Origin of the sequence: Actinoplanes sp. NPDC051861, assembly GCF_040681145.1 — a bacterium.
Classification (GTDB): Bacteria; Actinomycetota; Actinomycetes; order Mycobacteriales; family Micromonosporaceae; genus Actinoplanes.
In genome coordinates this window covers 62,153-86,552 of sequence record NZ_JBFAYE010000008.1, presented here as the reverse complement: position 1 = coordinate 86,552, position 24,400 = coordinate 62,153, and the positions used below count along the sequence as shown (strand labels likewise).

Below are 24,400 nucleotides of genomic sequence, written 5' to 3'. Positions count from 1 at the left end.
CTTAGCTAACCTAGGAGGTGTCATGCCGGCGGACGCAGTGCACTTCAACATTCACGACGCCAAGACACACCTGTCGCGCATCATCGAGCGGGTGGAGCTCGGCGAAGAGGTCATCATCGACCGCGCCGGCACCCCTGTCGCGCGGGTTGTCCCGTTGCTGCACAGGGTCAATCGCACCGCCATCGGTTCGCTCGCCGGGCAGGTGGACCTCAGCGAGGGCTGGGACTCGCCGGAGACCAACGCCGAGATCGCGGCCGACTTCGGCATCGGCGAATGACCCTCCTGCTCGACACCCACGTCGCCCTGTGGGCCATCGCTGGCGAGCGCACCCTGGCCGCCGACTTTCTCGACCGGCTGCGCCACGACCCGGACGTCCATCTGTCTCCGGTGAGCCTGTGGGAGATCACCATCAAGCAGGCGGCGGGAAAGCTGACCGGCCCGCCCGACCTCACCGAGCGAATTCGGGACATGGGCTTTCGCCCGCTGCCGGTGACTCACGCCCACGCGCTCGCCGCTGGCCGCCTTCCGCCGCACCATCGTGACCCCTTCGATCGGATGCTGGTGGCGCAGGCGATCACCGAAGGGCTGACGCTGGCATCCCGCGATTCGGCGATCGCGCTCTACGACGTGGATCTGCTCAAGGTGTGAACGCGCACCCAGCCCGTGGTTATCAGGGCGAGTGCGGCCACGTAGGTGGTCATCACCAGGACGTCGTGCGCGGGCAGGCGCAATCCGGCTGCACCCACGCCGATCAGCAGGTCGGAGACGAGGAAGAGGGCGCCGCCGGCGGCGACGCGACGGGAAACCCCTGCGGCTGACGCGGCCATGGCGGTCAGCGCCAGGCTATAAACCAGCACGGGTACGCGCAAAGCGCCCAATTCCGACCAGAGCACTGCGTTGGCAACAACCCAGAGCGTCCCGTAGGCGGCACACGCCCTCGCCGACGGCCTGGGGAAGGCCGCGATCAGGCACACCTGCGTGCCGAGAAAGAACAGCATCCCGGTCAGGAACGCCATCTGCCCCGGCACCAGCAGCGCGATGTCACCGGCCGTCGCGAAGCACAGCGCCACGACCACCAGGTCCCGCCGCCCGTGGCGCACGAGGTACCAGATGAGCAGCGGCGCCAGCAACGGCTTCGCGATCCACTGCACCACCGTCCAGTCCGCCGCGACCGCCACGATCTCGGCCAGCGCGACGGCGAGGAACAGCGTCATGCGGCGGGGTTCCAGCCTGGACGGCCGAACAGGTAACCGGCCCGGTTCCGCCACGAACGGGCCGAGCGCACGTCACGCCAGATGGCCGCGTACTCGTGTGTCGCCACCCGCAACGGGTTGTACGTCTCGATGTTGCTGGTCAGGCCGTACTTCACCCGCTCACCCTCGGGCTCGAAACTGCCGAACAGCCGGTCCCAGATGATCAGGATGCCGCCGTAGTTGCGGTCCAGATAGGGATCGTTGGAACCGTGGTGCACCCGGTGGTGCGACGGCGTGTTGAAGAACCACTCGACCGGCCGCGGCAACCTGTCGACGCGCTCGGTGTGCAGGAAGAACTGGTACGCCAGGCTGATCGACTGCTGCAGGAAGATCATCCACGGCGGGAACCCGAGCGCCGCGAGCCCGAGCCAGAACGGCAGCGACGTCATCGGCGTCCAGCTCTGCCGCAGCGCCGTGGACAGGTTGAAGAACTGGCTGGAGTGGTGCACGACGTGGCCGGCCCAGAGCACCCGCACCTCGTGGTGCAGCCGGTGGAACCAGTAGTAGGCGAGGTCGTCGGCGAAGAACAGCAGCACCCACACCCACCAGTCGTGCGGGTCGAGCTTGATCGGGCTCAGCACGTACAGCCCGGCGAAGGCGACCGCGGTGAACAGCTTCCACGGCACGCCGATCACCTGGCTGCCGAGGCCCATGGTGAGGCTGGTGGCGGTGTCGCGCGCCTCGTAACCCTTCTCCTCGTCGTCCGGCAGCACCTTCAGCGACACGAACTCCAGAACGATGAGCAGCAGAAACGCGGGAACGGCGTAGAGAACGGCGGGTATCACCGGTTGACCTCCCGAGCGACGACGGCGGCGGACAGCAGGGCGCGAGCGGCACTTTCGGCACCGGCGGCGTCACCGGCGGCGATCAGCTCGGACAGGCGGCGGTGCGCCCCGACGTCGAGCAGCTCCGCGGTCCGCCGGTGCGGCGGGACATGACCGACGGCGAGCGATCCGGCGGTGAGACTGTTGAACGCCAGCAGGTAGGCGATGTTGCCGGACCCCTCGACGATCCGCCGCCACAGGGCCAGGTCGGCCGCGCCCATCGCGCCCAGGTCGGGGACCGCCCGCGCATAGGCCTCGACGGCCTCGGCGATGGCCACCCGAGCCTGCGGCGTGGCCCGCTCGGCGCAGAGCCGCGCGGCGTCGGCGCCGATGCAGGCCCGCATCTCCAGCACGTCGCGCGCCAGCGTGTCGACCGGTAGGACATCGCCGGCCTCGGTGAGCGCCATCGCCAGGTCCAGCCCGGCGGTGGCCCGCCAGTCCTGAACCCTGGTGGCACCACCCTGACTGACCCTGACCAGCCCGAGCTGCTGCAGCCGCCGCAATGCCTCCCGAATCGCGTGCCGGTTGACCCCGAACGCGGAGGCGAGCTCCCGCTCGCTCGGCAACGCCTCACCGGCGGCATAGCGCCCGGCCACCACAGCATCCCGAAGCCGCCCGAACACCTGGTCCGACAGCGATTCCCGCGACAGCGGATCGAAAGTCATGCCCGGGAGCATGCCTGCCCACCCATCATCCCGTCAACTGGTTGGACCAGTCCGCCCGTCTCTGGCTCGGCTTCAACGCCACCACACCCGGGCGGCCCCAATCCCTCGCCCGAACTGATCACCCTCAACGGCTCCACCTGCCGCTGAACCCCGTCATCGGCGCGGTCCGCGTCGGGGCGAACGCCCTGCCCAATAGGGTGAGCGCGGCTGGCGTTCGTAGGAATCTGTACAACACAGACGGGAAGCTCGTCGACCACGGCACGTTCATTCCGGACGGGGACAGCACCGCGCCGGCAGGGCCGGGCAAGGGCTCCTCGGAGTTGAAGGACCTGGTCAAGGCGCTGGCTCTGGAAGCCACCATGAGGGCCGCCGTGGCGGCCGCGCCGCACGTCGAGCGATGGTTGACGCAGCAGGCGCTGCCGGCGGTGAAGACGGCGTGGAACAACCAGGCGCTCCCGGCCATGCGGTCGACGTGGAAATTCGTATCGCGGAAACGTGCGATGGCCGTTGAGCCGGCGCCGGAGGCGGGCCCGATCCGGGTCACGGCGACTGTGGGCGAGGAACCGTCGCGAGAACTGGTTGCCGCGCTGGAGAGCTTCAGTACCGGGACGAGCGAGGTGGATGCGCGGGAACGCTTTGTCGCAGCCTTGATGGCCCAGCTGCTCAGCGAGGACGGCCAACTGTTTCTCGAGGTGCAAGCGAGAATGCGGCACAACGCCGGCGCTGACGACCTGGACGCGGTGAGCACGGAGCAGGTCGGCGAAAGCATCAAGCGGATGCTGGAGGAGGACCCGGCATTGATCGACGAACTGGTGCGGGCCTTGGGACCGGGCCGCATCGAGGGATGAACGACCGGCGGTCCGGGTGCCGTCCTCCACCGGAGAGGTTTCAGCGGGCTGGGCTCTCCGAGGGCATGGCACCGCGGGCGCAGCGCTGTCCCTCGTCCCCGTGTTGTGAGACCGGCACGCCGTACCTCCCCGGTGGACACCGAGGAACCACAGATCAATGTCAACTGATGGTGTCCGGTACGCTTCGTGCGCATCCGATCGGTTGACAGCGATGATGAGCATACGCATGATCGCCGGACTGCTGTCAACCAACCGGTGCATGAGTTGACACCGGAAGGGGCGGCGTTGAGCGAGCGCTCATTGGACAGCATGCGCGACCGGCTGAACTATCTCTTCGAGACGGTGCGGCCGGCCGGCAAGCCGCGCTACTCGGTGCGTGAGGTGGCCGAGGCGATCAAGCGGGATCAGGACTTCGACATCTCCGCCGCGTACATCAACTACATCTGCACCGGCGAGCGGGAGAACCCGGGCGTCCAGCAGGTGCGAGCGCTCGCACAGTTCTTCGGGGTGCCCGCCGCGTTCCTGCTCGGCGAGGGTGACCCGGGTCAGGTGGCCCGCGAGCTCGACCAGCTGCGCGCCGCCGTACGGATCAAGGAGCGGATGCAGGCCGCCGACGACGCGATGAACGATCCCGGCGTCCGTGTGGTCGCGCTCAAGGCCCGGGGGCTGTCCCCCTCGCACCTCAAGCTCGTCTCGGCGATGCTGGACCAGGTGCGCGAGATCGAGGGCCTGGACTGAGGTGCGCGCCCGCGAGGTCCGGCGCTACGAGCAGATGCTGCGCGAGCTCGACATCACCATCCCGGTGCCGTTCGACGCGCGTTCCTTCGGCGAGCACATCGCCGCCAAGCGCGGCCGGCCGCTGCACATCCTGCCGATGGACACCAGTGAGGCCGTCGCGCCGTGCGGGCTGTGGATGGCCACCGCCAAGGCCGACTACGTCGTGGTCGACGAGCGCGCCCCGGCCGTGCTGCGCGAGCACATCCTGCTGCACGAGCTGGCACACATGCTCTGCGACCACACCGGACGGCTCAGCCTGGACGCCACCGACCTGTCCTTCGAGTTCCTCGACCCGGCCATGGTCGAGCGGGTCCTCGGGCGCACCAGCCGCTACCCCGACGAGCAGGAGCGCGAGGCCGAGGGGCTGGCGAGCGTGATCAGCCAGTTCGCGGCGCGCCGCTCACCGGTGCCCCGGCCCAGCGACGCCGCCGACGAGCGCACCGCCGCGCTGGACCGGGTCAGCTCCGCCCTGGCCGCCGACCGGAGCTGGAAGTGAACAGCAACGGCACCGGCCGGTGCCGCCGATGACCGGAAACGGCCCGCTGCTGGCCGCGCTGATCGCGTTCCTCGCCCTGATCCCGAAGAGCCGCCAGCTGCTGCGCGACCCGGGCAACCCGGCTCTGCGCGCCACGTGCGGCGTGCTGGCCAGCCTCGGTGTGGCCGAGGTCGTCTCCTGGGGACCCGTCTATCACGCCATTGGGCAGCTCAGCGGTGTGCCGAACCTGGCGCGGTACCTGATGCACCTCTGCGCGCTTGTGGCGGCGGCCGCCGTACAGTCGCTCTTTCTGCATCTGAGCGATCCCCGGACGGCGCGCAAGCGGACCGCTCACCGCTGGCTGCTCCTGGCTGCCATCGCGGTGATCATGGGTGGCGTCTTCCTGGTGGCCGGCTTCGACGTGGAGGATCCGCAGAATTTCGCCGACCGCTACGCCGGCGCGCCCTGGATGCGCGAGTACATGGTCAGCTTCCTCGCCTACCTGGCCCTGGCGATGATCGACATCATGCGGATGTCGATCCGTTACTCGCGGCAGCTGCCCGCCTCGGCGCTGCGGACCGGTCTGCGCGTGCTCACCGCGGGCGCGCTGGTCGGCCTGATCTACGTGGTGCACAAGGCCGGTTTCATCCTGCTGGTCTCGCTCGGCGGCCCGAAACCGTGGCCGGAGGGTCCCGTCTCGACCGTCCTCATCCTGCTCGGCATCGTCCTGGTCAGCGCCGGCCTGGTGATCCCGTCGGCCGCGAAGGCCGCCGTCGCGGTCCGGCAGTGGCCCGGTCAGTACCGCCTCTACCGCGCCATGCATCCGCTGTGGCGGGCCCTCTACGACCTGGACAGCACCGCGAACCTCACCCCGCCGCGGCGCCGTCCGCCGCTGTCCACTCTGGGCGTGGAGACCTATCGCCGGGTCATCGAGATTCTCGACGGACTGCGCCGGCACGACGGATATCTGGATCCGGCCGCGGGCGAGGAGGCCGCCCGCGCGGCTGCCGCCGCAGGACGATCAGCAGCGGAGGCGCGAGCTGCGGGAGACGCCGCCAGCATCGCTGCCATGGTCGACTACATCATGCGTACGCCGGAAGCGTCCCGCCGTCCACCGAGCCCCGCTGCCGCACCGGGTTTCATGGACGAGCCCGACATCGACGCCAGTGTCCGCCACCTCGCCGCCGTGTCCCGCCTGTTCCCCGCCGCCCTCGCACAGCAGAAGGCCCATGACCACGCTCACTGATCGCCTGGCCCGGTTGCTCACCGAGGTTCTCTCGCCCGCTGTGCTCGTCGCCACCGTTCTGATCTCGGTTGCCTGGCACGCCGCCGACTCCCCGCTGACCGCGCTGGTCTGGGGTGTCATCGCGGCCGCCGCCGCCAGTTTCCTGCCGATCGCGTACATCCTGCACGGCGTGCGCCGCGGCGCCTGGACCGACCGGCACGTCGGAGTACGGTCCCAGCGCACCCTGCCGCTGCTGGTCTGCCTCGGCTCCACCGCCTCCGGCACCCTCGCCCTGTACGCCGCCGGAGCACCCCGCGACCTGCTCGCCCTGATCGCCTGCATGGCCGCCGCCCTGGTCGTGGCCACCCCGATCACCCTGCTCCTGCGCTGGAAGATCTCCATCCACGGCCTGGTCGCGGCCGGCACCGCGGTCACCTTCACGGTCGTCCTCGGCTGGTGGCTCGTCTTCACCTGGGCCCTCGCCGCGGCCGTCGGCTGGTCCCGCGTACGCCTCGGCGACCACACCGCCGCCCAGGTCCTCGCCGGCGCCGTGGTCGGCGCGTGCGCCACCGGTTTGCTTTTTCCCGCACTCCGCTGAGGATCATGACTGGACGTAGCGGTCGTCGTCCGATAACGTTCTGTCAACGCCGTTGCGAGTTCTTCCCCCGTGGAATTCGCAGCGGCGCCTTTATTGCCCGGCGATTTCGCCGATCCCCTCCCGGCTGACATCGACGACCGTCTCTGTCATGAGACGCCTTTCGCTGATCGTCGCGGCCGTCCTCGCCGCCACCGTGATCCACTCCGCGCCCGCGAGCGCCGCCGGGCCCTATCCGGCCGGTTACGAGACCACCGTCCGCCTCTACAACCACACGATCTATCGCCCGAACACCCTGCCGTCCGAGCTCCTGCCGATCGTGGTCTGGGGCAACGGCGCCTGCCGGGCCGACGGCACCTGGTTCCAGAACATCCTCACCGAGTTCGCCTCGCACGGCTTCCTGGTCATCGCGAACGGGCGGCCCGGCGGCACCGGCAGCACCGACGCGGACATGCTGACCGACGCCATCGATTGGGCGATAGCCGAGAACAGCCGGGTCGGCAGCAGGTACCGCGGAAGGATCGACACCGGCCGCGTCGCCGTCATGGGACAGTCCTGCGGCGGCATCGAGGCCGTCGAGGCCAGTGCGGACAGCCGCGTCGACACGACCGTCATCTGGAACAGCGGACTGCTCAGCGATCGGGAGAACTACCGGCTGGCGCGGCTGCACGGCCCGGTCGCGTACATCACGGGCGGGCCGGACGACATCGCTTACCCCAACGCGGTCGACGACTACGGCCGCCTGCCGTCCGGGCTCCCGGCCTTCATGGGGCACCTGCCGGTCGGGCACTACGGCACGTTCGCCCAGCCCGCCGGCGGCGAGTACGGAAGGGTCGGCGCGGCCTGGCTGAAATGGCAGCTCAAGGGCGATTCGGTGTCCCGTGCCCTGTTCGCTGGTCCGGCATGTGGACTCTGCACCGACTCACGCTGGACAACCACCAGCAAGAACCTGGGATGATCACCGGCCGGTGGCCCGGCCGGTTTGGCGGGCCGCCGGTGGGAAATGTCCTTGGGAGGACAGGACCCAGACGGAATCGCCGACCGGGAGAACGACGACGTGAACTGGCTGGAATTCTCGCTGTTGCACGCGACCGAGCCCTGCGCCGTGCAGGTGGAGACCGGGAACGGACCGGTTCAGGTCGGCCCCTGCCTGGTCACCGACCGCACCGTCTTCTGCCCACCGGACACCGTCGCCCCACCCGGATCCCGCATCACCCTGCCGACCGGCGACACGGTGCGGGTGGTGGACGCCCACTACCTGGACTCCTGCGGCACCCGGCTGCCCGAGCACTGGCAGCTCGAGGTGGCCGGCCGCCGCTGACGTGGACACGGTGAAGGCCGGCGTACTGTCGGTCGCCTACCTCCAGCACGGCCCGGCGGACGGCTGGCCGGTCGTCCTCTCACACGGCTTCCCCTACGACGTGCACGCCTTCGACGAGGTCGTCCCGGCGCTGACGGCACACGGCGCCCGCGTGATCCGCCCGTACCTTCGCGGCTTCGGCCCCACCCGGTTCCGCTCCACCGCCACGCTTCGCAGCGGGCAGCAGGCCGCCCTCGGCTCCGACCTGATCGCTCTGATCGACGCCCTGCGCCTCGACCAGCCGATAGTGGCCGGCTACGACTGGGGCGGCCTGGCCTCCTGCGTCGCCGCCGCACTGTGGCCGGAGCGGGTGGGTGGACTGGTGTCGATGGCCGGCTACGACATCATCGACATCTCGCGCCAGCGCCACACGTTCGGCCCGCTCGTCGAGCACGCCGTGTGGTACCAGCACCTGTTCCAGACGGAACGCGGCCGCGAGACCCTGGCCGACCATCGCCGTGATCTGTGCCGGATGCTGTGGCGGCAGTGGTCACCGCGTTGGGACTTCGACGAGGCGACGTTCACCCGGACCGCCGTGTCCTTCGACAATCCCGACTTCGTCGACGTCGTCATCCACGCCTATCGGCACGCGCTGGGCCAGGTCCCGGGCGATCCGGCCCATGACGACCTCGAGGCCCGCCTCGCCGCCCGCCCGGTCATCACGGTGCCGGCGGTGACCCTGGACGGCGCCACCGACACTTTGAAGCCGGGCGGCACCGCCGACCACGCGCCCATGTTCGCTGCCGCCCATGAACACCGCCTGATCGACGCCGGCCACAACCTTCCTCAGGAGGCACCCGCGGCCTTCGCCGGCGCGATCCTGTCCCTAGAGCGCCCTGACCTCGGCGAGCCGCCGCACTGAATAGTCGTCGTCCCAGCAGACGGCGGCCTCCCACGCGGCCGACGCCTGGGCGGCGATGTCATACGCGCGGTCGTCGAGCCCGGCGGCGTTGCCCGGCAGCACGAGATCGAGATCGGGCACATCGACGTGCGCCTCGTCCCAGTCGATCAGCGCGACCCGCTCCGTGGTCACCCGGACGTTGCCGAGGTTGTTGGAGTCGCCGTGCACGACACACGTCTGGCGTCCGGCGAGCCGAGCCCACGCCGCCCGGCAGCGCGCGACACCCTCGGCGGGCATCGCAGTGAGGTCGACCCGCGTCCCGCGCTCCGCGTGCAGGAGATCGGTGGACGACCGCCAGCCGGGCCGCTGCGGCCACCCCCGCGTCAACCGATGCACCTCCCGCAGCGCCTCGGCGGCGCGACGCCAGTCGTCCGGCGTCTCGGGCGGCCCACCCTCCACGTAGGTCATCACCACCAGACCGTCCACGAACAGCCGGCCGTCGGTGGTGGCGACGGGCACCGGCACGGCCAGCCCGGCACGGTCGAGGTGCTGGAGGAGCGCGGTCTCCCAGGCGAGATCAGCGTCGCTCCGGCTGCCCAGCCGCCCGACGGCAAGACGGCCGCCGACGCGCACGCTCCAGACGTCGTTCGCGACGCCTCCGCTGAGCGGCTCGATGCGGGCGGCGTCGTCACCCCAGCTCGCGAGTGCTCCCCATCCCGGCATCTAGCGGCTCAGCTTTCGGTACAGCCAGCTGCCGGTGAGTGTTCCGGCGATGCCCGCCACCGTGAAGAAGAACCAGCGCGGGAGCTGGTCGGCCGGGTCGTAGCGGGTGCAGTACTCCGGGGTCCAGTCGAGGGGGATCCGCGCGTTCAGCGGGGGCAGGACGCCGTCGGGGAACGAGGTCTTGCCCAGGCTGCAGCTCACCGCGCCCTTCGAGGTGACGGCCCGGACCGCGACGTAGTACGGACGGCCGAGCGAGTCCGGCACCACGGTGTAGACGGTGGCGTCGACCAGTTCACCGTCCGGCGGGCTGGGCTCGAGGTCGTCGAAGAGCCCGACGAGCAGGAAGCTGACGGTCAGAACGACACCGAGAAGCGGAAGCGCGACGCGCGCGCGACTCTCGAAGTGCCCGGGTTGGTAGAACGGCATGGTCAGTGCAACAGGATGTCGTCGACGCGAACGTCGACGCCGCTCACGTGCAGGCCGTAACGTTCGACGGCCTCGATGACCCGGGTGCGGACCGCCGCGGTGACCTCGGACTCGATCTCGCCGGCCGCGATCACCAGGACGACCGTGATCTCCACGTCGATGCCGTCGACCCGTGCGGACACGCCGCGAGTGGCGTCGCCGACCTTGTCCAGGCCGACCCGGTCCAGGACCGCGTTGAAGAAGCGGGCCACGTCGCCGCCGAGTTCGGCGACGCCGGGGACCGATCGGGCGGCCGCGGCGGCCACCTTCTCGATGACCTCGCGCTCGAATTTCGTGTCGCCCCGGTAGGCGGCGACCTCGATCACCTCGGCGCCGCCGTGCCGGGGTGGGTCGGCCGGCACCACCGCGGGGAGGAACATCTCCTGTGTCCGGTCCGGGTGGAAGTCGCTCATGGCCGCGAAGCCTACTAAAGAGAAGCCGACTGAAGATCAGTAGTGGTGGTTGTTCTGCCAGTACGTCCAGGCGCCGCAGGGCGACTTGTACTTGCCCTTGATGTAGCCGAGACCCCACTTGATCTGGGTGGCGGCGTTGATCCGCCAGTCGTCCGCCACGGAGGACATCTTGTCGCCGGGATAGGCCTGCGGGATTCCGTACGCCCCTGAGCTCTTGTTCTCCGCCAGGTGGTTCCAGCCGCTCTCCTTGTCCCACAGCTGGTTGAGACAGGGGAACTCGGCGATCCCGAAGCCCTTCTCGAGCATCAGCGCGCAGCCGGTGGCGCGGTTGCCCTTGAACTCGTTGCAGGAGGCGGGTATCGGCCCGTTGTACGGCACCGACCCGGTCGTCGCCTTCTTCTCCTTGCGCTTCTTCTCCAGGGTCCTGGCCTGTTTCGCCGCCACCTTCACCTCGGCCGCCGCCTTCTCCGCGGCCTCGCCCTCGGCGGCGTCCCGGAAGGAGCGGGCCGCGACCTGCCGGGCGTGCCGCTGTTTGAGCAGCGCCGTCTCGTCGACGGCGGCCGTGGTGGCCGCCGGGCTGTCGCGCTGGAGCTGCAGGCCGGCGGCGGCGCCCGCGACGAGCAGAACCACGGCGGTCATCCGCCAGAACCACTTCGCCACGTTTCCTCCCCCGGCCACTGAGATCCCCGGCCCCTATGACGATCCGGGGCCGGGGAATTGTTGCATCAGTGATCGTCGACTTCGATAGAGACCCGGTGCCGGTCTGATGGCCAGTTGGGCACGGGGAGGTAGGTGCATCCGTCGCCGCGCCCGCGAACCATGATCGAAACGGTAGAAAGACGGCGATAAGACGGGATAAAGACATCTATCCCAGACATGAAGGTCACGGCGAAGATCTCCGGGATCGGCGCGGTCAGATCGGTCACGCCGTCGCTGCCGTCGTCGAAGGCGAAGATGCCGATCACACGCTTGGCGCGGGGCGCGTTCGCACCGTTGAGGATGTTGCGGCCGTTGACGTAGAGCTCGTCGCCCTCCGCGCCCCACCACTCCTTCTGCCGCTGGAAGGTCAGCGCGGTGTGCCGCTCGCTCGTGTCGACCAGCGCGCCGATCCCCTCGCCGGGACGGCTGGTGAGCAGCCGCACGAACGTGTCCGAGCGGCGGAACGGCTCGAAGTAGAAGTGGTGGGTGGACTGGCCGGGACGGATCAGGGCGAACTCGTACCGGGTGTGCGGGTGCAGCGGCAGGGGCCCGAACGAGCCGTCGGGGGCGATGTCCGCGGTCAGCCCGCGCCCGGCGCGGTGGCCGGTGAGCGGGCTCACCGGGTGGGCCTCCAGCCTCGCGCCGGTCACTCCGGCGTTGCTGGGAAAGAGAACAACACGACCGGAGACGTACGCGGTGCGCTGCGCGACAACCCGCGTGGTGCGCGGCTCGCGCCCGGTGAGGAACCGGTAGATCTCGGTGAACGACTCCTCGGACGAGACCGTCTGGGTGTGCGACTGGTCCGGGAAATAGACGTTGCGGGCGCCGGTGACCGCCCGAGCCGGGTCCCCCTCGCCCCAGACGGCCAGGGTCTCGACGCCGCCGGGCAGCGCGGTGGCGGTCCGGCCGTCGAGGTTGACGTAGTGGGCGACACGCGCGGCCCGCTCCGGTGAGCTGTTCAGATAGCCCTGGGTCACGAACGTGCCGAGCGAGTGCGCGAGCAGATCGACCCGGTCGGCTCCGGTGGCGGCGAGCAGCCGGGCGATCCGGGCGTCCAGCTCGGCCCAGACCGCGGGCAGGATCGTGGCGATGCTGGGCGAGTCGTACTCCTGCGCCTCGATGACGCCGATCGGGTAGCCGTTGCTCGCCAGGCGCTTGGCCTGCGTGCGGAACTGCATCGCCGAGCCGGCACTGCCGTGTATGAAGATCACCGGCCGCGTCCTGCTCGTTCTCGCCGCGGCCGGTGCGGCCACCCCGCTCGCGGCTGCGGCGGCCGTGGTGGCCGCGATCAATGTCCGACGGGTGATCCCCATTGACCCTCCTCTTTATGCACTGACAGTGTGGATACTGCCGGTCAGTGCGCGAAGGCACAACGGGCTTAGGATTGCTGCTCATGCGGTGGTTGCGAATGGGGCAGGCCAGGCGGCAGGTCCAGCAGGATTCCGGGCAGCAGCACGCCATGCTGTCCGACCTTCGGCAGCGCTTCGGCGCGCACGTGCGGGTCCCGTTCGGCGACCAGGCCGGTTCGGTCGCGCAGGAGCTCGCGAGCGACGACGGGCTCGCGGTGGCTGCCGCGATCCTCCGGGAGGTCGCCGACACGGCCTGGACCGAGATGTACGCGCAGGCGACAGCGTTACGCGTCCCCGCGGACCGGATGAACTACCGGCCACTGTGGCAGCACTCCGGCACGCACCTGCGGTGGCCGCTGTTCGGGCTCGGCTTCCACCCGTACGTTCATGTCACCGCCGCCGCACACGTGATCGGCGCGCAGGGACGCCAGACCGTCCGCGTCACCGACCCGGACCCGCTGCTGGACCACCTGTTCGAGATCCTCGACCTGACCCTGGACGGCTGGGAGTTCGGCCGCGTCCGGGTCGACGCCGACGCCGCCACCCTGGCCAGCCGCCTGATCACCGCGGCTCGCGAGGTCCGCGCCGCGATGAGCAACCCGCCACCGCTGCCCGGCCCGGTGCGTGAGTGGATGCGCCGCAACCAGAGCGTCCACGTCCTCGACCCGTCCGGCACGCAGGTGGTCGGTGGCTGGAACCCGGGCCGCGAGATGCGGGAGTCCCTGCTGGCCTGAACCGATGGCGGCCCGCTCAGCCTTTGAGGCCGGTGTGTGCGAGGCCCTCGATGAACTGCCGCTGGGCCAGCACGAAGACGATCAGGACCGGGATGGCCGTCATCGAGGCCGCGGAGAGCTGGACGTTCCACAGCTGGCCCTGGTAGGCATCGGTGAACTGGGTCAGCGCCTGCGGCAGCGTGTACCGGGTCTGCGAGGAGATGTAGACGACCGGCTCCAGGTACAGGTTCCAGCTGTGCAGGAACGTGAAGATGGCGACCGCTCCGAGCGCCGGCCGGGCGAGCGGCAGCGCGATCCGGCGGAAGATCGCGGGCCGGCCCAGGCCGTCCATCCGGGCCGCCTCCTCCAGCTCTCCGGGGAGCGTCAGAAAGAACTGCCGCATGATGAACGTCGCCAGCACGCTGGGCGGCCCGAGCATCGGCACCAGGATCAGCGGCCAGTGGGTGTCGACCATGCCGAGGGCGTTGAACATGCGGAACAGCGGGACGATCGTCACCTCGCTGGGGATGAGCAGGCCGGTGAGCACGACCAGGAAGAGCGCGTTCTGGCCGGGGAAGCGGATACGGGCGAACGCATACCCGCCCATGGCCGCCACGACCAGGGTGCCGAGCGTGACGACGACGGCGATGTAGGCGCTGTTGAAGTACTGCTGGGCGAACGGCTGCATGGTGAAGACCTGCCGCCACGGCTCGAACGTCCAGTCCGAGGGCCACAGCGACGCGGAGAAGATCTCGGCGTTGGGCTTGAACGAGCTGGTGATCATCCACCAGGTCGGGAAGACGAACGGCACGCAGAGGACGAGCAGTACGCCGTACAAAAAGATCTTGGTCTTATGACTCATGGAAGACCCACCTCTTGCGCATCTGCCATTGCAGGACAGTCAGCGCCAGGACGATGAGGAAGAGCAGGACGGAGAGCGTGGAGCCGTAACCGAACGCGTGGAACTGGAAGGCCTGCTGGTACAGGTAGTAGACGAGCACGGTGGTGGACGTCCCGGGACCGCCCTGGGTGAGGACGCTGATCTGCGCGAACACCTGCAGCGACCCGACCACCGTGATGATCGACGTCAGCAGGATCGTGGGGCTGATCAGCGGCAGGGTGATCCGGCGGAACACGGTCCACGCGCCGGCGCCGTCGGTGCGCGCCGCCTCGTAGAGCTCACCCGGCACGCCCTGCAGCGCGGCCAGGAACAGCACCATGTTGAGGCCGACGTTCTTGAAGACCTGCACGACGACCACCGACGCCATCGCGGTGCCGCCGGAGCGCAGCCAGTTCGGCCCCTCGACACCGGCCGCGGCGAGCAGCCCGTTGACGCCGCCGTTGTCCTGCAGCAGGAATCCCCAGACGATCGTCCAGGCCAGCAGCGACACGACGACCGGCGAGAAGAACAGCACCCGGAAGACCGTGGTGCCGCGCAGTTTCTGGTTGAGCAGCACCGCGAGCAGCAGGGCCAGGCTGAGGTTGAGCACGACGAGGCCGATCGAGAACAGCGCGGTGGCGCGCAGCACGGCCGGGACGTTCGGGTCGGCGGCAAGCTGCCGGTAGTTCTCGGCGCCGACGAAGTCGAACGTGTCGGCGAGGACGTTCCACTCGTGCAGGCTGTACCAGACGACCAGGGCGAGGGGCAGGAAGACGAAGGCGACCGCGCCGACCAGCGCCGGCGTGATGAACACGTATCCCGTGAGCTGATCACGCCGGCGCGTCGTCCAGAAGGACCGCGTCACTTGGCCAGCAGCGGGTTGATCGCCGTGCACACGCCGCGCAGGACACCCGGCACGTCGGCGCCCGGCTTCCACAGCGGGTCGAGCGCGGAGCGTACGGCCTGGCTGATCTCGGCGTTGCCGGTGTGGCTGGGCTTGACCACGCCGCCGTCGATCCCGTCGATCACCACGTCCTGGAGTTGTTCCGGCTTGAGCAGCGGGTTGGCCTTCGCCAGGGTGTCCGCGGTGAGCTGGGACTGCCGCGGCGGCGGGAAGAACTGGGCGAGCTTCGCGGAGTTCGGCGGGCTGGTGAAGAACTTGACGAAGTCGGCGGCGGCCGCGGCGTGCTCACCCTTCTTCAGCACACCGAGTCCACCCTGGCCGATCACCGAGTACTCCCCGGACGGCCCGGCCGGCAGCGGCACCAGGTCCCAGCCGAACTTGGCCTCCTTGAGCAGCGAGGCGCGGGAGATCTGGGCGATCGTCATGGCGGACTCGCCGGCGAAGAAGTCGGCGGCCACACCGGGTGCCGGCAGCGCCTTGCCCGTGAAGATCGCCTTGTGCAGGAACGTCATCGCGTCGATCATCGGTTGCTGGTCGAACCCACACGTCTTGCCGTCGGCGCTCCACGCCTCGGCGCCCCAGCCGCGGAAGACCGTGGCGAGGTTGGTCCAGTCCTTGTAGTCGAAGTCGCGGACCACGAGGCCCTGCTTGCCGGTCTTCGCGGCGGTCGCGGAGGCGGCGGCGACCGCGTTCTCCCAGGTCCACCTGTCGCCGGTGGGCAGCGTCTGCCCGGCCTGCTTCAGCAGGTCGGTGTTGACGAACACGCCGAACGGCGAGGTGGAGAACGGGTAGCCCATCAGCTTGCCGTCCTGCCGCCACAGCGCCGTGGCGGCCGGTGACAGGTCGGCCGCGTTCTCGATGCTCTCGTCGAGCGGGGTGAGCGCGCCGGAGGCGACGAAGTCGGGTGCCGCCGCCTCCAGGATCCAGGCGATGTCGGGCGGGTTCCCGCCGGCGATCTGCGTGGTGACCGTGGTCGTGTAGTTCTCCAGCGGCAGCGCCTCGAACGTCACGGTCACGTCCGGGTTGGTCTTCCTGTAGTCGGCGGCGATCCCGTTGAACAGTTCGACGTGGGCCGGGTTCGACGACCAGGTGGTCATCCGCAGGGTGACCGGCCCGCCGGCCTCGGCCTCGCCCCCGCCGCACGCGGTGAGAGCGCCGAGCAGGGCGAGCACGGACAGGGACGCTATCTTCTTCATCCGGACTTCCTTTCTAGTAACCGCTGATGTCGGGCCAGCGCAGCTCGACACCGCCGGCGCTCAGGTGGTTCTGGAACTCGGCCAGCAGGCCGGGGGTGTTGCGGACGGCTCGCGGCGACACCGACCGGTCGAGGCAGAAGGCGGCGAGCGCGCCGGCCACCTCACCCGCGTTCCACTCGACCGGGTGCAGCCGGTACGAGCCGTTGGTGACGTGCGTCGTGCCGATGTTCTTTCCGGCCGGCAGCAGGTTCTCCATCCGCTGCGGGATCAGCGCGCCGAGCGGGATCTCGAAGGGACACGAGGCCACGTCGATGTAGTTGTCGCCGCCGGTGGAGGGGTGCAGGTCGATGCGGTACATGCCGACACCGACCGCGTCGTGGTACGACACGGCGCCCTTGTCCCCGCGCACCCGCAGCGACAGGTCCTGCTCGACAACGGTGTACTCGGCGCGGATCCGGCGGCTCTCCCGCACGTACGGCGCCATGGCGAGCCCGTCGGCGCCGCCGGTCACGTCGCCGCGCAGCCGCAGTCCGGGCCAGCCGGTGCCGCCGTCCGGCCGGGGCGCCTCGGTCTGCAGCCAGTACAGGACCGAGAACGACAGCTCGCGGGCGGCGCGCTCGACGGCGGCCGGGTCGGGCACGTCGACGTACGGCTCCTCGAAGTAGTCGATCATCGGCCAGTTGACCAGGCAGATGTCGCTCGGGTAGAAGCCGACGGCGAAGTTGCGCCGGGCCGCGATGCGCCGGAACGTCCACAGGTTCCCGTCGCCCGGGTTGACCCGCTGGTCGGCGTCGACCAGCCACGGGTCGTCGTCCGGGTTCGGCGTGAACGAGCGGGTGGAGATCTGCAATGTGCGCGGGTTCGGCGTCTGCCAGGAGAGCATCGGCGCGCCCCAGAACGGCGGCTGATACGTACGCCAGAAGTCGTAGGACGAGGGCCGGTCGATCGTGTGGTCGCCGTCGACGTGGTCGATCGCGAAGCAGACCGACAGCGCCTGCATGTTCGCCGGGTTCGCGATCTCCGCCGCGCTGGGTTCACCGGTCTCGGCCTGCGACTCGGCGCCGGTGACATATTCCGTTCCGGTCATCGGCAGCAGGGCGCCGGTCTCGGTGGCGTCCAGGACGTAGGGCGCGGTCAGCACTCGGTCCACGCCTTCGTGGCGAACGGTCACCGAGGTGACCCGGTCGCCGTCGGTCTCAGCCGCCACCGGAACCGCCGGCTGCAGCACGGTCAGGCGGCCCGCTCCACGGTAGGGCGCGAGCATCGCGTCGATCACGGCGACCGCCACGCGCGGCTCGTGGCACAGCCGGCTGACATGCCCGGCGCCCGGGTTGAGGTCGCGGGTGCGGCGGGCACGATCGGTCAGCGGGTAGTGCGCGCGGTAGTGCTCCCGGATCCCGTCCCGCAGCGCGCGGTAACTCGCCGTCACCCCGAAGCGCTCCACCCAGCTGTGCTCGTCCGGTGGCACGGCCTGACTCGTCAACTGGCCGCCGAGCCACGCGTACTCCTCGGTCAGCAGCACCGTCCGCCCGGCGCGCAGCGCGGCGAGAGCCGCTGCCACCCCACCCAGTCCGCCGCCGATGATCAGGACGTCGGCGCTTTTTTCCGGCTTTTCAGGCACGAGCCACCGCCAGCGTGGCCCCGGCAACCGGCTCACACGGCAGCAAACGCTGCGTCTCACCACCCGATCCATCGATGATCGATGCAAGAACCTCCACCGCCTGCCACCCCATCTCCCTGCGCGGAATCCGGAATCCGGCGAAATCAAGGTGCGTGGAGGCCTGCCGGGTCGGGTCACCCAGAGCAACAAAAGAAAGATAATCGGGTACGTTCAAAGCGCGCTGTTTCGCCTCGGAGGCAAGAATCGCCCCGTCCGCGAACTCCTCCACGAAGATCGCGGTGACGTCCCGCGCGAGCAGCTCGTCCATCACCTCCGCGGCGTCGGTGAACCGCACGTGCACCCCGGTGATCCCGGCTTCGGAGACCGCGGAGGTGAAGCCACGCAGCCGGTCGGCGTGCGACTCCGCTCCGGCGCCCTCCCCCACGTACGCGATCCGCCGGTGCCCGAGCTCGACCGCACGGCGCACCTGGCCGGCGGTCGCCGACGGGTAGTCGGCACCGACGTAGGGCACCGGCCCGCCCGCGTCGTCGCGCCGGCCCACGCTGACGAACGGCTGGCCCTCGGCGATCAGCCGGGCCAGCTCGTCCGGGTCGAGCCAGCGGCCGAGCAGGATGCAGCCGTCGGCCAGCCGCAGCCGGTTGTCCTGGTGGAAGATCCGCCGGCGGCCGTCGACGACCGGCGCGCTGGTGAACAGCAGCAGGTCACAGCGCATCCGCTCGGCACACTCCTCGATGCCGACGAGGAACGGGTGGTAGAAGTCGCCCTGCCCGGCCGGGAACACCGGCTCGTAGGTGAACACGCCGAGGAACCGGTTGCGCTGTTCGGCGAGCCGGCGGGCGATCGGGTCGGCCACATAGCCGGTCTTACGGATCGCCGCCAGCACCCGCTCGCGGGTCTCCGGTGCGATCCGGGCGGCGTCCTCACGCTCGTTGAGGACCATCGACACGGTTGTCTGGCTGACGCCGGTCATCCGGGCGATGTCCTGTTGCGTCACCCGCCGGTTGCTCATGAGTCTCTCCTGTTACGCCGCTAATACGCATTAACAAACGTGGAGCAGATCGTGGGGCACGGCATCGCCGCACGTCAAGGCTCTCTGGCACGAAACCCCAGGAGTAATAGGTATTAGCACCTTGACCGACACGGTTAACGGCGTCGAAACTTCGTGATATCAGCGGTGTCGACCTGCGAAGTTGCTCCCGGTTTGCCGTACCCCCTGAAGGAGGACGTCTCGATGCACCGCCGCAACCTTCTCCTCGGTGGCCTGGCCGGTCTGTCCGGCCTCGCCGCCGCGAGTCCCGCCCACGCCGCCGGCCCCGCCGGCATGCCCACCTACCGCTACCTGCGCGACGCGCTGAGGATGCCGCTGAACTACAACCCGACCGGGGAGTTCATCTTTCCGTGCATCCGCGGCGTCTACGACAAGATCAGCGGAGCGCGCGGGCGGTACTACCTGTACTACGCGCCCCACGAGAAGCCGGGCGGCATCTGCGTGGCCTGGGCGAACTCGCTCGACGGGCCGTTCACCGAGCACACGGCCAACCCGGTGATCGACAACGTGCTGCCGAGCACGACGGTTTCGCACGTGTCGTCGCCGCACGTGACGTGGGATGCGGCCAGCCGGCAGTTCTTCCTCTATTTCCACGGGGAGAACACGACGACGCGGGTTGCCCGGTCGTCGGACGGCCTCACCTTCCGGGACGAGACCCCCATCCTGAGCACTCGTCTTGTGCCGGGGCTCTCCGAGACGTCCTACGCTCGGGTGTTCGCTCACGGGGGCCGGTACGTGATGGTGTACATGGGCGTCCAGGCGGGCCGGCGCCGGATCTATCACGGGTTTTCGCCCAACGGATGGGATCAGTGGACGTTCGCGCAGACGCCCCTGGTGAATCCGGAGCCGGACGGTCTCACCGACATCTCGGGGCCGTCGCTGGTGGTCCGGAACGGGACGGTCTACGTGGCCTACCACGGCAATGACGGCCGGATGCGGATCACCGAGGTCGGCAACGGGTTCGACCTGGAGAACCACCTGGGGGTGTTCTACTCACCGGTGGCCTCGGACAACGGGCGGGCGGCGGCGCCGTCGTTCGGCACCGACGGCGGCGTGCAGTACATGTTCTACGAGGCGGGGCCCCGCCTCAGCGCGCGCATCTGCATCGCCCGCGCGGTCTGAGGCTCCCGGCCTTGCCCCGATCTTGTTGAGCGGCCGGGATACGGTCGTCGGTATGGCTTCCCTACCGCGGGCCGTTGCGATGGCCGCTCTTCAAGCTGCACTCAGCGCGTCCTGGATCGCCGCCCGGGAGCTGCCCCCGGCCAAACGCCGCCTGGCCCGCCTCGCCGTCGTCGGCGCGGTCGCCGCGGCCGGCTATGTGGCCTCCCCCGATCCGGAGCCGGGCCGCGACCTCGCCGACGAGTTCTCGCTGGCCGGACCCTCGGAGTCCGGCCTGCCGTCCTCACCCTCCGCGGCCTCCTCCCCCGCGGCCTCCTCCCCCGCGGGCTCTTCCTCCGCGGCCTCCCCCTCCGGCGTGAGCCCTTCCCCGGCCGGCCCGGTGGTCCCTTCCCCCTCCGAATTCGTGATCGACAAGCGGAAGGCGGCGGTGGGGGTCGCGGTTCTCGGGCTGTCGGTGGCGGCGATGGCCGGGCGGCGGCAGTTGGAGAAGCGGTGGCTGCGGCGGCTCACCAGCAAGGGGCATGCGCATCCGACCAGGGCGCTGGCGGTGCGGATGGCGGCGGTGGAGTTCACCGGGCAGCTCGCGATCCAGCTCGCTGACCTGCGGGTGGCCCGGCTGCGTGAGCGGCAGGGCAGCTGACGTCTTGGCGTCGATGGATGAGCTGACCGCGGCGGTGCGTGCGTTCGCGGAGGAGCGGAACTGGGAGCAGTTCCACACGCCGAAGAACCTGGCGATGGCGCTCGCCGGGGAGGTCGGTGAGCTGCTGGCCGAACTGCAATGGCTCACTCCGGAGCAGTCCTCGGCCGTGATGGCGGACCCGGACCTCGGGCCACGGGTCCGGGCCGAGATCGGTGACGTCATGATCTATCTGGCGCGGCTGGCCGACGTGCTGGGCATCGACCTCGTCGAGGCGTCTCTGGAGAAGTTGACGGAGGCCGGAAGCCGGTACACGGTTGAGGCGGCTCGCAGCTCGGCTTCCAAGATCACGGGTGCTTTACCCCGTACCGTTGAATGATCTTTAAAAGGCCGACGGAGCCGGCGGCAGGCCGGCTCCGTCGGAGTCATCGGGTTTTCCAGCGTCAGCTGTAGTTCAGCGAGAAGCTGTTGACGGTGAAGTTGGACTGGCCCGCGGTGCCGCTGATCTCGAAGCCGAATTGCGCCTCGCCGATCGTGACGTCGCCCCACCAGCCGTTGGTGCGCAGCCAGTTCAGAACGGCCCGGATGTCGATGGTGCCCGAGCTCGTGTTCGTGCGGATGAACGAGAACACGGCGTTGGCGCCGTTCGAGCCGCGGTAGACGTTCCAGGTGTGTCCGCCGACCGAGAGATTGCGGACGTTCGGGACCGCGCCGTTGGCGTCGTAGGATTCGGCGATCGGGCCTACCGCACCGGCCTGGTTCGTCCAGATCATGACCTCGTAGGCGTGGTTGTTCGCCCAGATGTCATAGGTCGTGGAGTAGTCACCACTGGACGGCACGGAGACGTTGAACGAGCTGGTGAGGGAGTTGAGGGAGCTCAGCGTGCGGTTCAGCGTCTTGCCGGTGTTCGGGTACGACTTGACGCCGCTCGTGCGGGGGTGGTTCGCGACGACGCCCCAGTTGGTGCCGGAGCGGGCCCAGATGGTCTGGGTGCCGGCGCCCGAGCCCCAGATGTTGTTGTAGAGGATGTAGCCGTTGTTGGTCCAGTTCGCCCATTGGCCGGAGTCGACCCAGACGGCGTCGCTCGGAACCCCCGTGCTCGGGTTTGACGGTGCCGGACTTGTCGGGTTTGTTGTCCCTCCCGTGCACGTAGTGCCGTTCAGGGTGAAGGCGGTCGGCACCGGGGTGCTGTTGCCGGATCCGTTGAAGCCGAAGCTGACGGTTCCGTTGGTGGCGACCGAGCCGTTGTAGCCGGCGTTACGGGCGGTGACGGTCGATCCGCTCTGGGTCAGGCTGGTGTTCCACGCCTGAGTGACAGTCTGACCCCCGCCGTAGGACCACACCAGGGTCCACGAGCTGAGCGGGTCACCGAGGTTGCGGATCGTGACGTTGGCACCGAAGCCCCCGGGCCAGCTGCTGCTCACGGCATAGGTGACGGAGCAGCCGGCGGCCGCCGACGCGGGCATTGCGGTGACCAGCCCGACCGCGGCGGCGAGGCTCGCCACGGCGGTCAGCGAGAGCGCGATCTGACGTCTGCGCATGTCGGTCCAATCTCATGGGGGAATCACACAACGCTCATCGAACCGCTTCGACAGAGAGGCTGGGGATATTCGTGAACGTCAGTGCGAGATTGCGCCGATGTTACGCGGGAGCGCTCCCATCGAGCAAGATGAACCTGTCGTCGTGTTGACGGGGTACACGGCTGTATGCAGCTCCCCGTCTCCTCCGTGACCGCCCACATCGACACGGTCTCCACCACGGCCGATGCCGTCCGCACCGCTCGAGCGGCGGCTTCGACGGCCATCAACCCGGATGCTTATGGGCAGTTGTGCGGGTTTCTGCCCGCGGTGCTGAATGTGGTGTTCGAGGCGGCGGTGGTCGCGTTGAACGGCAGCGCGGAGGCACTGGAGGAGACGGCGCTGAACCTGCGGGCGGCGGTGTCGACTCTCGAGCAGACCGATGTCGCGGCAGCCCGCTCTCTCGGCGGGCCGCCGTGACGGTCAGCGCTTTCACCGGCCTGGGCCTGGCCGAGGACGCCGAGCTGATCGCCTCAGGAATCCGGGACGGCAGTTGGATCGACGGCACGCTCGGCGGTTTCGGCGCGACTCTGGACACCCTGGCGCTGGCGATGGATCCTCTCGGGACCCTCGCCGCCTGGGGTGTTGCCTGGCTGATCGAGCATGTCCGGCCGTTGCAGGAGGGTTTGGACTGGCTGGCCGGCAACGCTGATGAGGTCACCGCGCAGGCCACGACGTGGTCGCAGGTGGCGGCCGCTGTCGAGGCCGCCCGCCAATCCTTCGCCGACCGGATCCAGACCGAGTTGGTGGGCTGGTCGGGCGCTACCGCCGAGGCCTACCGGGCACATGCCGGCACTCAGCTGACCGTGCTGCAGGGCCTCAGCACCGCAACCGGCGGCATCGCCTCAGCAGTCGAAGGCGCCGGCCTGGTGGTGGGACTGGTCCGCAGTCTGGTCCGAGACCTGATCGCCCAGTTCGTCGGAACCCTGGCGGTGCGGTTACCCCAATGGCTGGCGATGGAAGGCCTCAGCCTCGGCGTCGCGACACCCCTGGTGGCGAGCCAGGTCGCGGGGCTGGTAGCCCGCTGGGTAAACGAGATCCAGCGGTTCCTCCGGGCGCTGCTCGCCAGCCTTCGTCGGCTTCTCCCGAAGGTCGACTCGCTGAAGGAGGCTCTCGACCGCCTCCGCATGCTCAGCGACCGCCTGTCCCGGCCGCACACCCCGGGTTCCAAGCCAGATCCCCCACCCCCAGCCGGCGGAGGTGCCTCTTCCGGACTCACCACGCCGTCGAGTCCGCCCGATCCCGCGCGCCAACCACGTGGCGACAGAACTCCTGCCCACCCGACCAAGAAGATCCACCGGCCACTACGGCGTGAGAACGAGTCCGCCGACACACTGGCGGCGGCTGGCTTCGATGTCGAACAGAACCCTCCGAAGAAAACGAACGGCAAGGAACCCGACTACCGGATCGAAGGCAGGTACTTCGACTGCTATGCGCCGCAGGGCGGCAATCTCAACACCATCCGCGATCAGATCAGCGACAAGGTGAAGGAGGATCAGGCATACCGCATCATCTTGAACCTGGAGGACACGCCGCGGACCACTGATGAGATCGCGAACATGCTGCAACGCAAGCCGGTGGCGGACCTCGAAGAGATTCTGGTAATCCAGGACGGGAACATCGTGCCCTTCTACCCCTTTGGTGAGTGATCCCCGAGATGGCGATTGAGTACACGCTCCGTGGCGACGCCCACGCGGATCTCGACCAGCTCACGTCGTTCTTCACCGAGGCCATCGAGGGACGACTGGGCCCGGACAAGACCGTGTTCCGGGACGGCATGTATGTGACCGCCTACCCGGTTCCCGACGGCGAGGGTCACGAGACAACGCGCCTCCTGGGGTTCCAGCATCGGATCACGGCGGTCTACCACTTCAGCAATCTCGCCGATCAGGCAACGCACGACCACAACGTCGCCGTGATGATCAGATCCGTCCTGGCCTTCTTCGACCGCTTCGGCGGCCACGGCGCACTGCTATTCAACGGCGAAGAGGTAACCATCCAGCGCCTGACCAACGAAATCATCTTCAACAGCGACTGGGACGACTGGACCGGTGTGGACGCACTGACATCCCTGATCGCGCCTCACTCGTCTCGCCCACTGCCGCAACCGTTGCTGTAGGCGGCACGTCGTAGGGAGATGAACCTGCAGTCGTAGTCGTGGGTACACGGCTGTATGCAGCTCCCCGGTTCCTC

31 protein-coding genes are annotated in these 24,400 nt (G+C 69.2%); 17 read left to right on the top strand and 14 right to left on the bottom strand.

Features of this window, described 5'->3' with window-relative positions:
- Nucleotides 1-22: 22 nt before the first annotated feature.
- Together AB0M02_RS22630 and AB0M02_RS22625 are read left to right on the top strand one after the other, a co-directional pair.
- Nucleotides 23-277 (top strand): type II toxin-antitoxin system prevent-host-death family antitoxin, encoded by a 255-nt coding sequence (locus AB0M02_RS22630; protein ID WP_364229686.1) that lies wholly within the window; start codon nt 23-25, stop codon nt 275-277.
- The gene (locus AB0M02_RS22625; RefSeq protein WP_364229684.1) at nt 274-648 is read left to right on the top strand and encodes a type II toxin-antitoxin system VapC family toxin; all 375 of its coding nucleotides are present in this window, start codon (nt 274-276) and stop codon (nt 646-648) included. The genes AB0M02_RS22630 and AB0M02_RS22625 overlap by 4 nt, the downstream gene beginning before the upstream one ends.
- Here the strand turns inward: AB0M02_RS22625 and AB0M02_RS22620 are convergent.
- The 3 genes from AB0M02_RS22620 to AB0M02_RS22610 are packed head-to-tail and all read right to left on the bottom strand — an operon-like array spanning nt 621 to nt 2,742.
- Entirely contained in the window at nt 621-1,214 is a 594-nt protein-coding gene (locus AB0M02_RS22620) for a lysoplasmalogenase family protein (protein WP_364229682.1), read from the bottom strand. The two genes, AB0M02_RS22625 and AB0M02_RS22620, sit on opposite strands and share 28 nt — an antisense overlap.
- Complete coding sequence (locus AB0M02_RS22615; RefSeq protein WP_364229680.1) at nt 1,211-2,038, bottom strand: sterol desaturase family protein; 828 nt, start codon at nt 2,036-2,038, stop codon at nt 1,211-1,213. The genes AB0M02_RS22620 and AB0M02_RS22615 overlap by 4 nt, the downstream gene beginning before the upstream one ends.
- Nucleotides 2,035-2,742 carry a GntR family transcriptional regulator gene (locus tag AB0M02_RS22610; protein WP_364229678.1) on the bottom strand — a complete coding sequence of 236 codons (708 nt, stop codon included), beginning with the start codon at nt 2,740-2,742 and terminating at the stop codon, nt 2,035-2,037. The genes AB0M02_RS22615 and AB0M02_RS22610 overlap by 4 nt, the downstream gene beginning before the upstream one ends.
- 41 nt (nt 2,743-2,783) lie before the next feature.
- Between AB0M02_RS22610 and AB0M02_RS22605 the strand changes: the two genes are divergently transcribed.
- From AB0M02_RS22605 to AB0M02_RS22570, 8 genes are all read left to right on the top strand, one after another.
- Nucleotides 2,784-3,590 carry a hypothetical protein gene (locus AB0M02_RS22605; RefSeq protein ID WP_364229676.1) on the top strand — a complete coding sequence of 269 codons (807 nt, stop codon included), beginning with the start codon at nt 2,784-2,786 and terminating at the stop codon, nt 3,588-3,590.
- A 285-nt stretch (nt 3,591-3,875) separates the two neighbouring features.
- Nucleotides 3,876-4,328, top strand: a complete 453-nt coding sequence (locus AB0M02_RS22600) for a helix-turn-helix transcriptional regulator (protein ID WP_364229674.1) — start codon at nt 3,876-3,878, stop codon at nt 4,326-4,328.
- Nucleotide 4,329: 1 nt separating this feature from the next.
- Nucleotides 4,330-4,863, top strand: coding sequence for a hypothetical protein (locus AB0M02_RS22595; RefSeq protein ID WP_364229672.1), 534 nt, complete (start codon nt 4,330-4,332; stop codon nt 4,861-4,863).
- 28 nt (nt 4,864-4,891) lie between these two features.
- Nucleotides 4,892-6,088: an MAB_1171c family putative transporter gene (locus AB0M02_RS22590; RefSeq protein WP_364229670.1), complete on the top strand. Its 1,197-nt coding sequence runs from the start codon at nt 4,892-4,894 to the stop codon at nt 6,086-6,088.
- Entirely contained in the window at nt 6,072-6,665 is a 594-nt protein-coding gene (locus AB0M02_RS22585; protein WP_364229668.1) for a phosphoesterase PA-phosphatase, read from the top strand. The genes AB0M02_RS22590 and AB0M02_RS22585 overlap by 17 nt, the downstream gene beginning before the upstream one ends.
- Before the next feature lie 148 nt (nt 6,666-6,813).
- A complete protein-coding gene (locus AB0M02_RS22580) occupies nt 6,814-7,620 on the top strand; it encodes an alpha/beta hydrolase (protein ID WP_364229666.1) in 807 nt (268 codons plus the stop codon).
- A gap of 51 nt (nt 7,621-7,671) precedes the next feature.
- Complete coding sequence (locus tag AB0M02_RS22575) at nt 7,672-7,983, top strand: hypothetical protein (RefSeq protein ID WP_364229664.1); 312 nt, start codon at nt 7,672-7,674, stop codon at nt 7,981-7,983.
- A gap of 10 nt (nt 7,984-7,993) precedes the next feature.
- Nucleotides 7,994-8,884 (top strand): alpha/beta hydrolase, encoded by an 891-nt coding sequence (locus AB0M02_RS22570; protein ID WP_364229662.1) that lies wholly within the window; start codon nt 7,994-7,996, stop codon nt 8,882-8,884.
- Here AB0M02_RS22570 and AB0M02_RS22565 read toward each other — a convergent pair.
- The 5 genes from AB0M02_RS22565 to AB0M02_RS22545 form a co-directional block, all read right to left on the bottom strand.
- Nucleotides 8,849-9,586 (bottom strand): aminoglycoside phosphotransferase, encoded by a 738-nt coding sequence (locus AB0M02_RS22565; protein WP_364229660.1) that lies wholly within the window; start codon nt 9,584-9,586, stop codon nt 8,849-8,851. The two genes, AB0M02_RS22570 and AB0M02_RS22565, sit on opposite strands and share 36 nt — an antisense overlap.
- Nucleotides 9,587-10,012, bottom strand: a complete 426-nt coding sequence (locus AB0M02_RS22560) for a hypothetical protein (protein WP_364229658.1) — start codon at nt 10,010-10,012, stop codon at nt 9,587-9,589.
- A 2-nt stretch (nt 10,013-10,014) separates the two neighbouring features.
- Nucleotides 10,015-10,464: an Asp23/Gls24 family envelope stress response protein gene (locus AB0M02_RS22555; RefSeq protein ID WP_364229656.1), complete on the bottom strand. Its 450-nt coding sequence runs from the start codon at nt 10,462-10,464 to the stop codon at nt 10,015-10,017.
- Nucleotides 10,465-10,500: 36 nt separating this feature from the next.
- Nucleotides 10,501-11,124: a lytic transglycosylase domain-containing protein gene (locus AB0M02_RS22550; protein WP_364229654.1), complete on the bottom strand. Its 624-nt coding sequence runs from the start codon at nt 11,122-11,124 to the stop codon at nt 10,501-10,503.
- A gap of 65 nt (nt 11,125-11,189) precedes the next feature.
- Nucleotides 11,190-12,476 (bottom strand): alpha/beta hydrolase, encoded by a 1,287-nt coding sequence (locus AB0M02_RS22545; RefSeq protein ID WP_364229652.1) that lies wholly within the window; start codon nt 12,474-12,476, stop codon nt 11,190-11,192.
- Between the two features lie 80 nt (nt 12,477-12,556).
- On the opposite strand from AB0M02_RS22545, the gene AB0M02_RS22540 reads away from it, so the two are divergent.
- Nucleotides 12,557-13,246, top strand: coding sequence for a hypothetical protein (locus AB0M02_RS22540; RefSeq protein WP_364229650.1), 690 nt, complete (start codon nt 12,557-12,559; stop codon nt 13,244-13,246).
- Between the two features lie 16 nt (nt 13,247-13,262).
- Here AB0M02_RS22540 and AB0M02_RS22535 read toward each other — a convergent pair whose 3' ends face one another.
- From AB0M02_RS22535 to AB0M02_RS22515, 5 genes are read right to left on the bottom strand one after another with little or no spacing between them, the layout of a single operon-like run.
- Nucleotides 13,263-14,087, bottom strand: a complete 825-nt coding sequence (locus AB0M02_RS22535; RefSeq protein ID WP_364229648.1) for a carbohydrate ABC transporter permease — start codon at nt 14,085-14,087, stop codon at nt 13,263-13,265.
- Nucleotides 14,077-14,970 carry a sugar ABC transporter permease gene (locus AB0M02_RS22530; protein WP_364229647.1) on the bottom strand — a complete coding sequence of 298 codons (894 nt, stop codon included), beginning with the start codon at nt 14,968-14,970 and terminating at the stop codon, nt 14,077-14,079. The genes AB0M02_RS22535 and AB0M02_RS22530 overlap by 11 nt, the downstream gene beginning before the upstream one ends.
- Nucleotides 14,967-16,205: a sugar ABC transporter substrate-binding protein gene (locus AB0M02_RS22525; RefSeq protein ID WP_364229646.1), complete on the bottom strand. Its 1,239-nt coding sequence runs from the start codon at nt 16,203-16,205 to the stop codon at nt 14,967-14,969. Before AB0M02_RS22525 ends, AB0M02_RS22530 begins: the two co-directional genes overlap by 4 nt.
- Before the next feature lie 13 nt (nt 16,206-16,218).
- Nucleotides 16,219-17,826, bottom strand: a complete 1,608-nt coding sequence (locus AB0M02_RS22520) for an FAD-dependent oxidoreductase (RefSeq protein WP_364229644.1) — start codon at nt 17,824-17,826, stop codon at nt 16,219-16,221.
- Nucleotides 17,819-18,835 carry a LacI family DNA-binding transcriptional regulator gene (locus AB0M02_RS22515; protein ID WP_364229643.1) on the bottom strand — a complete coding sequence of 339 codons (1,017 nt, stop codon included), beginning with the start codon at nt 18,833-18,835 and terminating at the stop codon, nt 17,819-17,821. The genes AB0M02_RS22520 and AB0M02_RS22515 overlap by 8 nt, the downstream gene beginning before the upstream one ends.
- 192 nt (nt 18,836-19,027) lie before the next feature.
- Between AB0M02_RS22515 and AB0M02_RS22510 the strand changes: the two genes are divergently transcribed.
- Genes AB0M02_RS22510 through AB0M02_RS22500 form a run of 3 tightly spaced genes read left to right on the top strand, consistent with a single transcriptional unit; the run spans nt 19,028 to nt 21,009 of the window.
- Nucleotides 19,028-19,996 (top strand): hypothetical protein, encoded by a 969-nt coding sequence (locus tag AB0M02_RS22510; RefSeq protein WP_364229641.1) that lies wholly within the window; start codon nt 19,028-19,030, stop codon nt 19,994-19,996.
- 52 nt (nt 19,997-20,048) lie between these two features.
- Nucleotides 20,049-20,633 carry a hypothetical protein gene (locus tag AB0M02_RS22505; protein WP_364229639.1) on the top strand — a complete coding sequence of 195 codons (585 nt, stop codon included), beginning with the start codon at nt 20,049-20,051 and terminating at the stop codon, nt 20,631-20,633.
- A gap of 13 nt (nt 20,634-20,646) precedes the next feature.
- Nucleotides 20,647-21,009 (top strand): nucleotide pyrophosphohydrolase, encoded by a 363-nt coding sequence (locus tag AB0M02_RS22500; RefSeq protein ID WP_364229637.1) that lies wholly within the window; start codon nt 20,647-20,649, stop codon nt 21,007-21,009.
- Nucleotides 21,010-21,073: 64 nt separating this feature from the next.
- Here the strand turns inward: AB0M02_RS22500 and AB0M02_RS22495 are convergent, their stop codons facing one another.
- Complete coding sequence (locus AB0M02_RS22495) at nt 21,074-22,171, bottom strand: cellulose binding domain-containing protein (RefSeq protein WP_364229635.1); 1,098 nt, start codon at nt 22,169-22,171, stop codon at nt 21,074-21,076.
- A gap of 186 nt (nt 22,172-22,357) precedes the next feature.
- Between AB0M02_RS22495 and AB0M02_RS22490 the strand changes: the two genes are divergently transcribed.
- From AB0M02_RS22490 to AB0M02_RS22480, 3 genes are read left to right on the top strand one after another with little or no spacing between them, the layout of a single operon-like run.
- Nucleotides 22,358-22,627 (top strand): hypothetical protein, encoded by a 270-nt coding sequence (locus tag AB0M02_RS22490; protein ID WP_364229633.1) that lies wholly within the window; start codon nt 22,358-22,360, stop codon nt 22,625-22,627.
- Entirely contained in the window at nt 22,624-23,856 is a 1,233-nt protein-coding gene (locus tag AB0M02_RS22485; protein WP_364229631.1) for a hypothetical protein, read from the top strand. Before AB0M02_RS22490 ends, AB0M02_RS22485 begins: the two co-directional genes overlap by 4 nt.
- Nucleotides 23,857-23,864: 8 nt before the next feature.
- Complete coding sequence (locus tag AB0M02_RS22480; protein WP_364229629.1) at nt 23,865-24,326, top strand: SitI3 family protein; 462 nt, start codon at nt 23,865-23,867, stop codon at nt 24,324-24,326.
- The last annotated feature ends 74 nt before the right edge of the window (nt 24,327-24,400 follow it).